Source organism: Pseudomonas sp. 5Ae-yellow, from assembly GCF_014077575.1.
GTDB lineage: Bacteria > Pseudomonadota > Gammaproteobacteria > Pseudomonadales > Pseudomonadaceae > Halopseudomonas > Halopseudomonas neustonica.
Genome location: NZ_JACGWE010000010.1, coordinates 19,414 through 31,405, shown reverse-complemented (window position 1 = coordinate 31,405; position 11,992 = coordinate 19,414). Strand labels below are relative to the sequence as shown.

The window sequence follows — 11,992 nt, the reverse complement described above, 5'->3', positions numbered from 1 at the left end:
TATCAGCGCGCCAAGGTACTGTGAGCAGGGGATACAAGAATGAGTGAAGATCGCGATAGTTTGATTGGCTGGGCGCTGGATTGTTATCAGCAGCCAGGGGTGATGAGTACCTTGCTGGCGTTGCAGGATGAGTGTGGGTTGGACGTTTTGCTGTTGCTGGCGTCCGCGTGGTTATGGACCCAGGGTCGGCGAGTGTCGCACGAGGATATGTTGCCAATGCTTGCGCAGCAGCAATCCTGGCAGGACCAGGTGATCAAGCCATTACGACTGGTTCGGCGCAAGCTCAAGCAGGATGAGTCGGCACAGTCGCTGTATCAACAGGTGAAAGCGGTTGAGCTGGAAGCTGAGTTGTTACAGTTACGGCGCTTGGAGCCGTTGTTTGCGGAGTTGTCCGTGCCTGTCATGTTGCCCTTGGTTGAGCAGCTTGGCGTGCTGGCGCAGGTGCAAGGCGGAGGAGAGAGTGGTGAGCGGCTGCAAGCATTGCTTGATCAGTATGCAGCCGCTGTCGCCGACTTTAGTTCGACTGCGGCGTAGTGGGCTTGGCTGCGGATCTGGGTTTGCGCGCGCGTGATGACTTGGCGTTATTGTTGTTGCGCGGCGCAGCGGGGCGTCGTGTACGAGGCTTGGCTGCAGGTTTTGGGTTGTCGCGCTTTTCCAGTGCCTGGCCAACCTGAGTGTCGATGCGCTCGAGGCCTTTGGCAAGGCGCAGGGTCTGGCGTACATCGCTGCTCAACTGCTTGATATAGCTTTCGGCTCTCAGTCGGGCTTCATGTAGCTCGACCTTGGCTGACTCCAGTTCGGCCAGCTTCTTGCGTGTTTTGTTCGCTGGTTTCTCTGGCTGCTCGGCTTCCCGCGCGCTGAGTTTCTGCTTGGTCTGGCTGAGCTTGAGATCCAGCTTCTCTTGCTGGCGCTGCAGCTTGGCCAAGGCTTTCTGTGCGTCCTGCTCGGCCTGATTGCACGCATCCGCCAAGTGTTCGTTGAGCGTTCTGGTCAAGGTTTGCAGCAGGTTGAGAGGATTGGAAACCTTGTCGTCTTGCTTGGCGGTGGTGGCGCTTTTATCGGTGCTGGTCACTGGCATTTCCTGTGGGTCAGACGGTGCTGAGCATGTCTTTGTGAGCGGTATGCAGTACTTCAATCAGGCAATCTTCCAGCTCGAAGCGCTCATGCAGCAAGCCTCCGAGGTGTTGCAGGCGAGTCTGCATGGTGTCTTCATCGACGCCGCAGTCGGGCTGGCCATAAGTATCGTTGAAGGTGACCGCTTCACGGGTAGTGGTTTCGATGCGCGGATAAACCTGGTGGGCCAGTTCAATGCCGCGCTGGTCTTTGAAGTCTTCCGCTTCGCGCATCAGCTGTTCATAAATTTCAAAATGGCCGGCTGACAGGTAGTCGACGAGCGCATCGCAAAAGGCCGCCAGTTCATTGTCCGGGGCGTTCTTTGGTGCCTCGCGCTTGCGCAAGTTGGTGTAGTGCAGAATGAGCTGTTTGCGCTCTGCGAGCCAGCGGTCGATCAACTGGTGAACACCGCCCCAGCGTTCCTGGGAGTTTCTGCAACTGTCCAGCATGTTCCACCTCGTCAAACTGTGCCGGCGGACCGACTATATGGGTATATGTTCTTTCGTTGTCGCTACAGAATAGGCCACTCGACAGCTGCGCTTCAAGGTTTATAAAAGCTCAGCGTGATACTGCCAAGGGTGAAGCCCCATTTGCTCATCACGGCGCGGTTGAGCATGACGTTGTCATCCACCAGATACATGCGGTCATCCAGGTCGACCAGCCAGGTACGGCCATCGACCGGCAGGCGCAGGGTATAGCGCCAGTGGAACGCATTGCCTGCCAGCGTGCCTTGCGCAACGCCCTCTACATCGTCCGCGGTGCCCTGCCAGCTGCCATCGGATTGCCGGGTCAGGGTCCAGACCCGGCGCTCGGTAGTACCGTCGGAGTAGGTGAAGCGTTCATCCAGTGTGCCGGTGTCGCCTTCCCAGGTGCCTGTCATCTTGACGTGAAAGCGCTTGATCACCTCACCGCTGCGGTCCTGGAACATGCCCCAGGCCTGCAGATCGCCATTGAGGTAGTCCTGCAGCGAGAGTGCTGGTTTCTCCGCCGCGTATTGCTCAACATCGGGGCTGGCGCAGCTGGCCAGAACGCAGCAGAGCAGTACCGTTAACAGTTTTTTCATCGACAAGACTCCAGTCAGGATTAGTCGACCCTGCGCACCAGTTGCATCAGGCCGAACACGGCGAAACAGACAAAGGCAATCAGTGTGCCCTCGGCAATACTCAGACCAAGAAAGGTCCAGCTTACTTCGGCGCACTCTGCGGTCCCGCTGAAGACCAGGCTGAGCATTTCCTGGAACGGTAGCACGTCCAGCATGTAGTCCAGGCTTGGCAGGCACGCAGGAAGCTCGTCGGCAGGCTGATGCTGCAGCCATATTTGGCGTGACGCAATAGCCCCGCCAAACACGCTGATCAGGGTCACTAGTGCGCCGTAGCAGCGGGCAGTGGTGCGCTTTTCGTTGTTCGGCTTGGGGTTGTGCAGCACTGCAGCAAGGCAAGTCAGCGCGATCAGGATCACGGCAACGCGTTGCACTATGCAGAGCGGGCAGGGTTCGAGGCCTACTATGTGTTCCAGGTACAGGGCGGCGCCCATCAGCAACACACAGGCAATGAAGGCAAGCAGGTAAAGGGGGCGGGAGGCCGGCAGGGTCATGCGATATTCCGTCTTCTGCAAATTTGCGGTTGCTTACCTTAGAGCATGCGCTGCATGGCGCACAAGGCTAAAGTCGGTTTCAGCGCAGTGGTGGTTGCGGACGGTTGCAAGCGGGGGATAAACGGTGTGGCGCGCCCGACGAAGGGGCGCCACAGTTGTCGCTGTCGCCAAAAGAATCAGGCAGTACCAGCGGCTTCTTCGGTGCGACGTTGCTCGGCCTGAGCGTAGAGTGCGTCGAAGTTGACTGGTGACAGCATCAGTGGAGGGAAGCTGCCACGCAGAACCAGGTTGTCGATCGCCTCACGTGCGTAGGGGAACAGAATGTTCGGGCAGAAGGCGCCAAGGGTATGGCGCAGAGCCGCTTCGTCCAGACCATTGATGGCAAAAATACCGGCCTGCTGCACTTCGGCGATAAAGGTGGTTTCGTTGTCGCCATTAGTGACGGTGGCATTCAGCGTCAGCACGACTTCGTACATGCCTTCCTGTAGCTCGGTGTGGCGCGTGTTCAGGTCCAGATTAACCTGTGGGTTCCACTGGGTCTGGAATACGCTGGGCGCTTTCGGGGACTCGAAGGAAATGTCTTTGGTATAGATGCGCTGCAGGCTGAATTGCGGCTGGCTGGCTGCACCGTTGGCGGCTTGATTGTTCTGGTTTTCTTCGGCCATGTTCGGTCCTTATGAAGTGCTCGTTAGTGTTGTTTAAAGCGTTGGTTAAATCGGCTGATTACCCTGCCAGCAGGCTGTTCAGTTGTCCAGAGCGCTCGCAGACAAAGAGTTCGTCACAGCCACCAATGTAGGTGTTACCGACCCAAATCTGTGGCACCGACGTGCGGCCACCGGCCAGGCGCGTCATTTCTGCGCGCACGGCAGGCAAGCCATCGACGTTGATCTCTTTGTACTCGACCTGCTTGCTGTCGAGTAACCGCTTGGCGCGCATGCAAAAGGGGCAGTAGTTGCTACTGTAAATTACGACCTTTGCCATATTATTTCACCAGCGGCAGATTGTCTGAGCGCCAGCTGCCAACACCGCCGGACAGGCGAGCGACGTTGTCGTGACCAGCTGCCTTGAGTTGCTTGGCGCAACCGCCCGAGTGTTGACCGGCGGCGCAAACCAGTAGCAATGGCTTGCCTTTGTGCTTGTCCAGCTCGCTGATGCGAGTGGTCAGGCTGTCATACGGGATGTTGATGGAGTCAACGATATGGCCAGCCGCAAATTCTTTTTTGGGGCGTAGGTCGACAACAATGGCATTTTCGCGGTTGATCATGGCCGTTGCCTGCTGGGTGCTGACCGCGGTGCCGGACTTACGTCCTTCCGTAAACAGCAACAGCGCCAGTACGACGAGAAAGGCGGTGGTTAGCAGATAGTGGGCGCTGATGAATTCAATCAAGTGCTGAAGAAACTGCATTGGAGATGCTTCCAAAATCGATAAAGGGGGCGAGTATACACCAAGGTGGGCATCGAATAACGAGTGCGGGTGACGCGCCTGGGAAAAGCATTGTGCAGGTGCGAACGGTCGATGCAATACCGGGGCGGAACCGAGCATGACAGCTCGGGGCCTGGCAAGTAAACTGTAGACTTAGTTTGTCGCCTGGCACAGCCCTGGTTGGCTGTGGTCCTCTTCGCCCAATTCAACCTGTGAGTTCATTCAGTATGACAGCAACCCCAAAGCCCGTAGTCCTCATGATTCTGGATGGCTTCGGTCACAGCGAGTCGCCGGAATCCAATGCCATCATGGCTGCCAATACACCGGTATGGGATAGGCTGTGGGCTAACGCGCCACACACGCTGGTTTCCGGTTCGGGCATGGATGTGGGGCTGCCGGATGGGCAGATGGGTAATTCTGAAGTTGGTCACATGAATCTGGGCGCTGGACGGGTGGTCTATCAGGATTTTACCCGGGTTACCAAGGCGATCGATGACGGTGACTTCTTTACCAACGAGACTATTTGTGTCGCCGTTGATAGGGCCGTCAGCGCGGGTCGCGCGGTACACATTATGGGTCTCTTGTCGCCAGGCGGCGTGCACAGTCATGAGGAGCATCTGGCGGCCATGGTGGAACTGGCCGCCAAGCGTGGTGCGCAGCAGATATACGTGCACGGCTTCTTGGATGGGCGCGATACGCCGCCTAAGAGCGCTGCACCCTCGCTGCAATTGATGGAGCAAACCTATGCCCGCTTGGGCAAGGGGCGCACTGCCAGCCTGATTGGTCGCTACTTTGCGATGGATCGTGACAACCGCTGGGATCGCGTTGCATCTGCTTATCGCTTGATCGCCGAAGGGCAGGGCGAGTTCTCCGCGCCGACCGCCGTTGATGCCTTGAATGCTGCTTACGAGCGCGGCGAGAGTGATGAGTTTGTTAAGGCCACCACTATTGGCGATGCGGTGCGGGTTGAAGATGGCGATGCTGTGGTGTTTATGAACTTCCGGGCTGACCGCGCACGTGAATTGAGTCGCGCTTTCGTGGAACCTGCTTTCAGTGACTTTGAGCGCGGGCGCAAACTCAATCTGGGCGGTTTTGTCATGTTGACGCAGTACGCGGCCACTATCCCTGCTCCTTGTGCCTATCCGCCGGCGTCGCTCGACAACGTGCTGGGTGAGTATCTCGCTAAACAAGGCAAGACCCAGCTGCGCATCGCGGAGACAGAAAAATACGCGCATGTGACCTTCTTCTTCTCCGGTGGGCGCGAAGAGCCCTTTGCCGGTGAGGAGCGCATTTTGATCCCTTCACCGCAGGTAGCGACTTACGATTTGCAGCCGGAAATGAGCGCGCCTGAAGTCACTGATCGTATTGTCGAGGCCATTGAGCAGCAGCGTTACGACGTGATTATTGTTAATTACGCCAATGGCGATATGGTCGGTCATACCGGCGTGTTCGATGCAGCCGTAGCCGCTGTAGAGTGTCTTGATAAATGTGTCGGGCGCATTGAAGAGGCGCTGGGTAAGGTCGGTGGTGAGGCGCTGATTACCGCCGATCACGGTAACGTCGAGCAGATGGCAGATGACTCGACAGGTCAGGCGCATACCGCTCATACCTGCGAGCCGGTGCCCTTTGTCTATGTTGGCCCACGTGCCGTTACGATGCGCGATGGCGGCATTCTCTCTGATGTGGCGCCTACCGTGCTGACGCTGCTCGGCTTGCCGCAGCCGGCAGAAATGACCGGTCGCTCGATTGTGACTCGGCTCTGAAACCTACATATCCGCAGCGGGAGGCAGGGCCGATGGAGTGGCTGTTGGTAACGGCAAGGTTTTGCGGCAGGGCGCTGATCGCCGCTGGCATGAGTGTGCTGGTGTTGGGCGCTGCTCTGCCTGTCACTGCGCAGGAGACCGATTCGCGCGCGGCGCGTGCTGAGCTGGAGAAGACTCAGGCCGATATTCAACGCTTGAAGGATATGCTCGATGGGCTTAAGCAGGAAGTCTCCGGGCTAGAGTCCGAGCTGAAGGAAAGCGAGACGGACATCGGTCGTCTCAAGGGCGAAAGCAACGAGCTGGAGCAGCAGATCCGTGAAGGCGAGACTCGCTTGCTGGACTTGCGCGAGCAGGCCAAGGCGCTACAGGCTTCGCTGGAAGCCCAGCAGGAGCAAATAGCCCAGCAAGTTCGGGCGGCCTACATGGCCGGGCAGCAAGGCTACCTCAAGGTGCTACTGAACCAGGATGACCCGGGCCGCATGGCGCGGATGATGCGCTACTACGAGTACGTGGGGCAAGCACGTGTCGAGGAGATCAACCGTTTCAACGATACGCTGAGCCAGATTCAGCTGGCCAGTGCCGATATAGTGCGCGAGCAGGCCGCCCTGCAGAGCGCGCGCGAGGATCTGGTAGTGCGTGAAAGCGCGCTGCAGGCGCAACAGCACAAGCGCTCTCAGTTGCTGGCGTCGCTGCAGGGACAGAGTCGCTCAGAAGCGCAGAAACTCGCCGCGCGGGAGTCCGAGCGGGCGGCGCTGAACAAACTGATCAAACAGCTGGACGAAGCCATTACCAGCCTGCCCACGCCTACGCCGCCTCCCGCGCGGAGCCAAGCCTCCAGCCAAAGCCAGAGTGCAAATCAGAATGCCAGTCAGACGCCGGCGGCTTGGCCTGCCGGCGGCCTTGCCTTTGCCCAGGCGCGAGGCAAGATGCCGCTGCCGGTGCGTGGGCGCATTGTCTCTCGCTACGGCAGTCAGCGCGGTGGGGATGCCCGGCTGAAGTGGGATGGCCTCCTGGTTTCCGCGTCGTTAGGTACTCAGGTTCATGCCATTCACGGCGGCCGCGTGGTTTTCGCGGACTGGCTGCGTGGCTCCGGGCTGTTGCTGATTCTGGATCATGGCAACGGCTACCTCAGTCTTTATGGCCATAACCAGACTTTGCTGCGCGAGGTGGGCACCTGGGTACAGCCGGGCGAAGCTATCGCTACGGTAGGTAATAGTGGCGGTTTACCTGAACCATCGCTGTATTTTGCGATCCGTCACAGAGGGCAGGCCCTTGATCCATTGGCCTGGTGTATGCTGTCGGGATGATGCCACCTGAGTTGCCGCCTGTTCGCAGCTTGGTTGCTGTCCGTCTTTCTTGCGTTGGGAGAGTTTCATGATTGCAGTGCGTAGTCTGTTCGTAGCCGGCCTGAGCCTGAGTCTCAGCCTGGCTCCTGTGTATGCGCAAGAAGCACCACAGGAGGCTGCTGCTCCCCTGCCGCTGAATGACTTGCGTACCTTCGCTGAAGTGTTTGAGCGTATCCGCACGGCTTATGTTGAGCCGGTGGATGACGCCACGCTGCTGGAAAATGCCATTCGCGGCATGCTTGAAGGACTGGACCCGCACTCCGCCTATATGGGGCCGGATGAATTTGCCGGTTTGCAGGACTCGACTCAGGGCCAATTCGGCGGCTTGGGTATTGAGGTTGGTCAGGAAGACGGCTTTCTCAAAGTGGTTTCGCCGATCGATGACACGCCCGCCGCCGAGGCGGGTATCGAGGCGGGCGACCTGATCGTCAAGATTGACGATCAGCCGGTCAAGGGCATGAGTCTGATGGATGCGGTCGACAAAATGCGCGGCGAGCCCGGCAGTAGCATTCGTTTGACGCTGGTGAGAAATAACGGTCGGCCGTTCGAGGTGTCGCTGGAGCGCGCCATCATCAAGGTCAAGAGTGTTAAGTCCGAGATGCTTGAGCCCGGCTATGCGTACTTGCGTATTACCCAGTTTCAGGTCAATACCGGGGACGAAGTGCGCACTAGTGTTAACCGCCTGAAAGCCGATGGCGAGCTCAAGGGGCTGGTGCTGGATTTGCGTAACAACCCAGGTGGCGTGCTGCAGTCCGCAGTCGAGGTGGTAGATACCTTCGTCGACGAAGGCTTGATCGTCTATACCAAGGGCCGCTTGAGTAATGCAGAAATGCGTTTCAGCGCGACCAGTAATAACCCCTCCGGCGACGTGCCCCTGGTGGTACTTATCAATGGCGGCTCAGCCTCTGCCTCAGAGATCGTTGCTGGTGCGCTGCAGGATCTGGGGCGCGGAGTGATTATGGGGACCGACAGTTTTGGCAAGGGCTCGGTACAAACGGTGCTGCCATTGAACAATGATCGCGGTCTCAAGCTCACCACCGCGCTGTATTACACGCCGAAGGGTCGTTCTATTCAGGCGCAGGGCATTGTTCCGGATATCCGAGTGGAGCGTGCTCACCTGACGCTGGATGAAAGTGAGATCAGCTACCGTGAGGCTGATCTGGCTGGCCATCTGAACAACGCCAGTGGTAATGAGCGTCCGACGTCGGCTGCCCGTCAAGATGCCAGCCCTCTGGCTGATGACTATCAGCTTAGCCAGGCCGTTAGCCTGCTGAAAGGCTTGAACGTCGCCCGCGAACGCGTGCAGTAAGTTCAGCAGGTGGTCAGGCTATTTATAGCTGCAGCTGATTGCGCGCGCGTATCGCGGCTGTTGATGACCTGGTTGCTGATCTCTGCGCTATTTTTGGGCGGGTGCACTGATGAACAGCCGCCAGAGCCAGCCGCTGAGTTAGCTCGGCAAGCAGCCCCCGGCGCAACTGAATCGCTGCCATCGTTGCCGCCTGATGATCCGCAAAGCGCGATTACACCTGTTCCGCCGGCTGCCGAGGTTCCGCTGACGGAGCCGGGCGTGCCGGCTGTTGACCTGCTTCCCGTCGTCATTCCTGAGATGCCTGCCCCGGCAGAGTTTGCACAGCCATCGCTGCGGGTCCCAGTGCTGAGTATCATCATTGACGATATAGGCCAAAGCCGCGTTGCGGGTGAGCGGGTCATTGCGCTGCCGGGACAGGTAGCGCTGGCCATTATGCCTTTAACGCCCAACGCGCAGCTGTTGGCCCGGCTCGCTACCGAGGCGGGCAAGCCGGTTATGCTGCACCTGCCGATGGAAAGCATGGCCTCGCTCTCGATGGGTGAGGGCGGTCTTGATACACAGATGAGTAGAAGCGTGTTTGATGCTCGGCTGCAGGCCAGTCTCAATGCGTTCAGCCCAATTCAGGGCGTCAATAATCATATGGGTAGTAAGCTGACGGCCGATCGCGAGCGCATGGACTGGCTGATGGCGCAGCTGGCTGCGCGCCAGTTGTTTTTTGTGGATAGCCGCACAACCAAGGACACGCAGGCGGCTTTTGCCGCGCAGGCGTTGAATGTGGATAGCGTATCGCGTGATGTCTTTCTGGATAACGAACGCAGCACGGCAGGGCTGGAACAGGAGTTTAAGCGGGCGTTGGCGCTGGCGCGCAAGCAGGGTTCAGCGGTGCTGATTGGTCATCCTTATCCTGAGAGTCTGAGTTTTCTCGAGCGCCGCTTGCCGGAACTGGAAGAGCGCGAGGGCGTAAGGCTGGTGAGTGTGCAGGCGCTACTGACGCGCCCGCATTAACCTGAGCTGGCCCGCTTAGAGGCGCATCTCAATGCCGCGTTCAGCCATGTAGGCTTTTGCTTCGGCGACGGTAAATTCACCAAAGTGGAAGATGCTGGCGGCCAGCACGGCGTCTGCGCCGCCCTGGGTTACGCCGTCAGCCAAGTGCTGCAGGTTGCCGACGCCGCCAGAGGCAATGACCGGGATGTGCAGTGCATCGCTGATGGCTCGGGTAACGCCCAGGTCGTAGCCGCTTTTGACGCCGTCCTGATCCATGCTGGTGAGCAATATTTCGCCTGCGCCCAGCTGTTCCATTTTGCGCGCCCATTCCACGGCATCCAGCCCGGTAGGCTTGCGACCGCCGTGGGTGAAAATCTCCCAGCGCCCCGGCTCGCCTGGTGCTGAGACGCGTTTGGCGTCAATCGCAACCACAATGCATTGTGAGCCAAAGCGATCCGCGGCCTCGCCCACAAATTCCGGATTAAACACGGCTGCGGTGTTGATCGAGACCTTATCGGCACCAGCATTAAGCAGGTTGCGAATGTCTGCAACCGTGCGTACGCCGCCGCCCACGGTCAGCGGAATGAATACCTGACTGGCCATGCGTTCCACTGTATGTAGCGTGGTGTCGCGTTCCTGGTGGCTGGCGGTGATGTCGAGAAAGGTTATCTCATCGGCACCCTGCTCGTTATAGCGGCGTGCTATCTCAACCGGATCGCCGGCATCGCGGATATTCTCGAACTTGACGCCTTTCACCACGCGACCGTTGTCTACGTCGAGGCAGGGGATGATGCGTTTGGCGAGCGGCATAGGTAATTAGCTCCAGATCTTTTGGCGAGCTTGAAGCTAAAAGCTGGAAGCTTAAAGCAAAAGCATCGAATTCGGCCGATCGTGCTCGGCCCAAGTATTGTATGTGCTTGACGTCGAGCTTCCTCGACGCATGCTTCCAGCTTCCAGCTTCCAGCTTCCAGCTTTTACTTATTGCTGGCCGCGTACTCGTCACACAGGGCCTGTGCTACCGCGACATCCAGCGTGCCTTCATAAATAGCACGGCCTGTGATGGCGCCGATGATGCCGGGTGTGGTGGTATCCAGCAGGGTCTGAATATCGCCCAGATTATGGATGCCGCCGGAGGCGATAACCGGTATCGAGGTGGCATTCGCCAGCGCTGCGGTGGCTTCTACGTTACAGCCCTGCATCATGCCGTCTTTGGCGATATCGGTGTAGACGATGGCAGAGACACCGTCCGCTTCAAAGCGCTTGGCTAAATCGATCACCTGAATGCTGCTGACCTCGGCCCAGCCGTCGGTCGCGACAAAGCCATCCTTGGCATCAAGGCCAACGATGACCTTGCCCGGAAAGGCGCGGCAGGCTTCGGCTACAAATTCAGGCTCTTTTACCGCCTTGGTACCGATGATGACGTAGCTGACGCCAGCCTTGACGTACTCTTCGATGGTTTCCAGTGAGCGAATACCGCCACCGATCTGGATTGGCAGGTCGGGGTAGCGCTTGGCAATCGCAGTCACGGCGGCGCCATTGACCGGCTTGCCTTCAAAGGCACCGTTCAGGTCGACCAGGTGCAGGCGACGGCAGCCGGCCTCGACCCATTTGGCGGCCATGGCGACCGGGTCATCGGAAAACACCGTTGCATCGTCCATCAGGCCTTGGCGCAGGCGTACGCAGGCACCGTCTTTGAGGTCGATAGCGGGAATAATGAGCATAACTTTTTCCTTTGGAAAAAGAGCTTCAAGTTTCAAGCGGCGAGCGGCAAGCGGATTTGCTTGCGACGTGCGACTTGCAGCCTGCAGCTCTGATCTTTACCAGCGCCCATCCCAGGCGAGAAAGTTCTGCAGTAGCTGCAGACCGTTGGTGTGGCTTTTCTCGGGGTGGAATTGGGTGGCGAATACATTGTCCTGCGCGAGTGCCGCGGCGAAGTCGACGCCGTAATGGCAGCGCCCGGCCAGCTGTCCGGTTTTGCCGGGTGCGGCGTAGTAGCTGTGCACAAAGTAGAAGCGGGCATCCTGTTCAATGCGGTGCCAGAGCGGGTGGTCGATGGTTTGTTGCACCTGATTCCAGCCCATGTGCGGCACCTTGAGGCGTACGTCTGCGTCGTACAGCTCGTCACCAAAAAACTTCACCTGACCGGGAAACAGGCCAAGGCTATCAACGCCGCCATTCTCTTCGCTGTGCTCCAGCAGCATCTGCATACCGACACAGATGCCGAGCAGGGGTTTCTCCCTGGCGACCTGCAGTACCACCTGATCCAGGCCCAGTTGGCGCAGTTCGCTGACGCAATCGCGGATCGCGCCAACGCCAGGTAGTACCACGCGATCGGCATTAAGTATGGCCTGTGGATCGCTGGTCACTTCAACCTGTTGCGCGCCGACATGCTCCAGTGCTTTGGCAACCGAATGCAGGTTGCCCATGCCGTAGTCGATAACCGCTACATGACTCGACATGG

The 11,992-nt window shown here is 58.5% G+C and carries 15 protein-coding genes; 5 read left to right on the top strand and 10 right to left on the bottom strand.

The annotated features are described in order from the left end of the window. Positions 1-39: 39 nt before the first annotated feature. Positions 40-534, top strand: a complete 495-nt coding sequence (locus H4J77_RS08470) for a TIGR02444 family protein (protein ID WP_182247857.1) — start codon at positions 40-42, stop codon at positions 532-534. On the opposite strand, the gene H4J77_RS08465 is transcribed toward H4J77_RS08470, so the two are convergent. From H4J77_RS08465 to H4J77_RS08435, 7 genes are all read right to left on the bottom strand, one after another. Beyond that, on the bottom strand, positions 515-1,072 hold the full coding sequence (locus H4J77_RS08465; RefSeq protein WP_182247855.1) for a hypothetical protein: 558 nt from the start codon (positions 1,070-1,072) through the stop codon (positions 515-517). The two genes, H4J77_RS08470 and H4J77_RS08465, sit on opposite strands and share 20 nt — an antisense overlap. 16 nt (positions 1,073-1,088) lie before the next feature. Then, entirely contained in the window at positions 1,089-1,562 is a 474-nt protein-coding gene (gene rsd / locus H4J77_RS08460) for a sigma D regulator (RefSeq protein ID WP_123889355.1), read from the bottom strand. Between the two features lie 92 nt (positions 1,563-1,654). Continuing rightward, positions 1,655-2,176 (bottom strand): DUF3833 domain-containing protein, encoded by a 522-nt coding sequence (locus H4J77_RS08455; protein ID WP_182247853.1) that lies wholly within the window; start codon positions 2,174-2,176, stop codon positions 1,655-1,657. 20 nt (positions 2,177-2,196) lie between these two features. After that, a complete protein-coding gene (locus tag H4J77_RS08450) occupies positions 2,197-2,706 on the bottom strand; it encodes a disulfide bond formation protein B (RefSeq protein WP_123889353.1) in 510 nt (169 codons plus the stop codon). 176 nt (positions 2,707-2,882) lie between these two features. Then, on the bottom strand, positions 2,883-3,371 hold the full coding sequence (secB, locus tag H4J77_RS08445; protein WP_123889352.1) for a protein-export chaperone SecB: 489 nt from the start codon (positions 3,369-3,371) through the stop codon (positions 2,883-2,885). 58 nt (positions 3,372-3,429) lie between these two features. After that, the gene (grxC, locus tag H4J77_RS08440) at positions 3,430-3,687 is read right to left on the bottom strand and encodes a glutaredoxin 3 (protein ID WP_123889351.1); all 258 of its coding nucleotides are present in this window, start codon (positions 3,685-3,687) and stop codon (positions 3,430-3,432) included. 1 nt (position 3,688) lies between these two features. After that, positions 3,689-4,111, bottom strand: coding sequence for a rhodanese-like domain-containing protein (locus H4J77_RS08435; RefSeq protein WP_123889350.1), 423 nt, complete (start codon positions 4,109-4,111; stop codon positions 3,689-3,691). Between the two features lie 245 nt (positions 4,112-4,356). Between H4J77_RS08435 and gpmI the strand changes: the two genes are divergently transcribed. The 4 genes from gpmI to H4J77_RS08415 all read left to right on the top strand — a co-directional run bounded on the left by gpmI (position 4,357) and on the right by H4J77_RS08415 (position 9,552). Continuing rightward, a complete protein-coding gene (gene gpmI, locus H4J77_RS08430) occupies positions 4,357-5,892 on the top strand; it encodes a 2,3-bisphosphoglycerate-independent phosphoglycerate mutase (RefSeq protein ID WP_182247851.1) in 1,536 nt (511 codons plus the stop codon). Between the two features lie 32 nt (positions 5,893-5,924). Next, a complete protein-coding gene (locus H4J77_RS08425; RefSeq protein ID WP_182247850.1) occupies positions 5,925-7,199 on the top strand; it encodes a murein hydrolase activator EnvC in 1,275 nt (424 codons plus the stop codon). Positions 7,200-7,266: 67 nt separating this feature from the next. Then, positions 7,267-8,547, top strand: a complete 1,281-nt coding sequence (locus tag H4J77_RS08420; protein WP_123889347.1) for a S41 family peptidase — start codon at positions 7,267-7,269, stop codon at positions 8,545-8,547. A 63-nt stretch (positions 8,548-8,610) separates the two neighbouring features. Continuing rightward, a complete protein-coding gene (locus H4J77_RS08415; protein ID WP_182247848.1) occupies positions 8,611-9,552 on the top strand; it encodes a divergent polysaccharide deacetylase family protein in 942 nt (313 codons plus the stop codon). 15 nt (positions 9,553-9,567) lie between these two features. Here the strand turns inward: H4J77_RS08415 and hisF are convergent, their stop codons facing one another. The 3 genes from hisF to hisH all read right to left on the bottom strand — a co-directional run bounded on the left by hisF (position 9,568) and on the right by hisH (position 11,990). After that, positions 9,568-10,341 (bottom strand): imidazole glycerol phosphate synthase subunit HisF, encoded by a 774-nt coding sequence (hisF, locus tag H4J77_RS08410; protein ID WP_182247846.1) that lies wholly within the window; start codon positions 10,339-10,341, stop codon positions 9,568-9,570. A 164-nt stretch (positions 10,342-10,505) separates the two neighbouring features. Further along, positions 10,506-11,252, bottom strand: coding sequence for a 1-(5-phosphoribosyl)-5-[(5-phosphoribosylamino)methylideneamino]imidazole-4-carboxamide isomerase (hisA, locus tag H4J77_RS08405; protein ID WP_123889344.1), 747 nt, complete (start codon positions 11,250-11,252; stop codon positions 10,506-10,508). 96 nt (positions 11,253-11,348) lie between these two features. Then, a complete protein-coding gene (gene hisH / locus H4J77_RS08400) occupies positions 11,349-11,990 on the bottom strand; it encodes an imidazole glycerol phosphate synthase subunit HisH (protein WP_123889343.1) in 642 nt (213 codons plus the stop codon). Between the last annotated feature and the right edge of the window lie 2 nt (positions 11,991-11,992).

Bases quoted from the DNA above. Each gene is read 5' to 3' on its own strand.
- hisH (WP_123889343.1), bottom strand. From the start codon at position 11,990: ATGTCGAGTCATGTAGCGGTTATCGACTACGGCATGGGCAACCTGCAT.
- hisF (WP_182247846.1), bottom strand. From the start codon at position 10,341: ATGCCGCTCGCCAAACGCATCATCCCCTGCCTCGACGTAGACAACGGT.
- H4J77_RS08470 (WP_182247857.1), top strand. From the start codon at position 40: ATGAGTGAAGATCGCGATAGTTTGATTGGCTGGGCGCTGGATTGTTAT.
- hisA (WP_123889344.1), bottom strand. From the start codon at position 11,252: ATGCTCATTATTCCCGCTATCGACCTCAAAGACGGTGCCTGCGTACGC.
- H4J77_RS08435 (WP_123889350.1), bottom strand. From the start codon at position 4,111: ATGCAGTTTCTTCAGCACTTGATTGAATTCATCAGCGCCCACTATCTG.
- H4J77_RS08425 (WP_182247850.1), top strand. From the start codon at position 5,925: ATGGAGTGGCTGTTGGTAACGGCAAGGTTTTGCGGCAGGGCGCTGATC.
- H4J77_RS08455 (WP_182247853.1), bottom strand. From the start codon at position 2,176: ATGAAAAAACTGTTAACGGTACTGCTCTGCTGCGTTCTGGCCAGCTGC.
- H4J77_RS08420 (WP_123889347.1), top strand. From the start codon at position 7,267: ATGATTGCAGTGCGTAGTCTGTTCGTAGCCGGCCTGAGCCTGAGTCTC.
- H4J77_RS08450 (WP_123889353.1), bottom strand. From the start codon at position 2,706: ATGACCCTGCCGGCCTCCCGCCCCCTTTACCTGCTTGCCTTCATTGCC.
- grxC (WP_123889351.1), bottom strand. From the start codon at position 3,687: ATGGCAAAGGTCGTAATTTACAGTAGCAACTACTGCCCCTTTTGCATG.
- gpmI (WP_182247851.1), top strand. From the start codon at position 4,357: ATGACAGCAACCCCAAAGCCCGTAGTCCTCATGATTCTGGATGGCTTC.
- secB (WP_123889352.1), bottom strand. From the start codon at position 3,371: ATGGCCGAAGAAAACCAGAACAATCAAGCCGCCAACGGTGCAGCCAGC.
- rsd (WP_123889355.1), bottom strand. From the start codon at position 1,562: ATGCTGGACAGTTGCAGAAACTCCCAGGAACGCTGGGGCGGTGTTCAC.
- H4J77_RS08415 (WP_182247848.1), top strand. From the start codon at position 8,611: ATGACCTGGTTGCTGATCTCTGCGCTATTTTTGGGCGGGTGCACTGAT.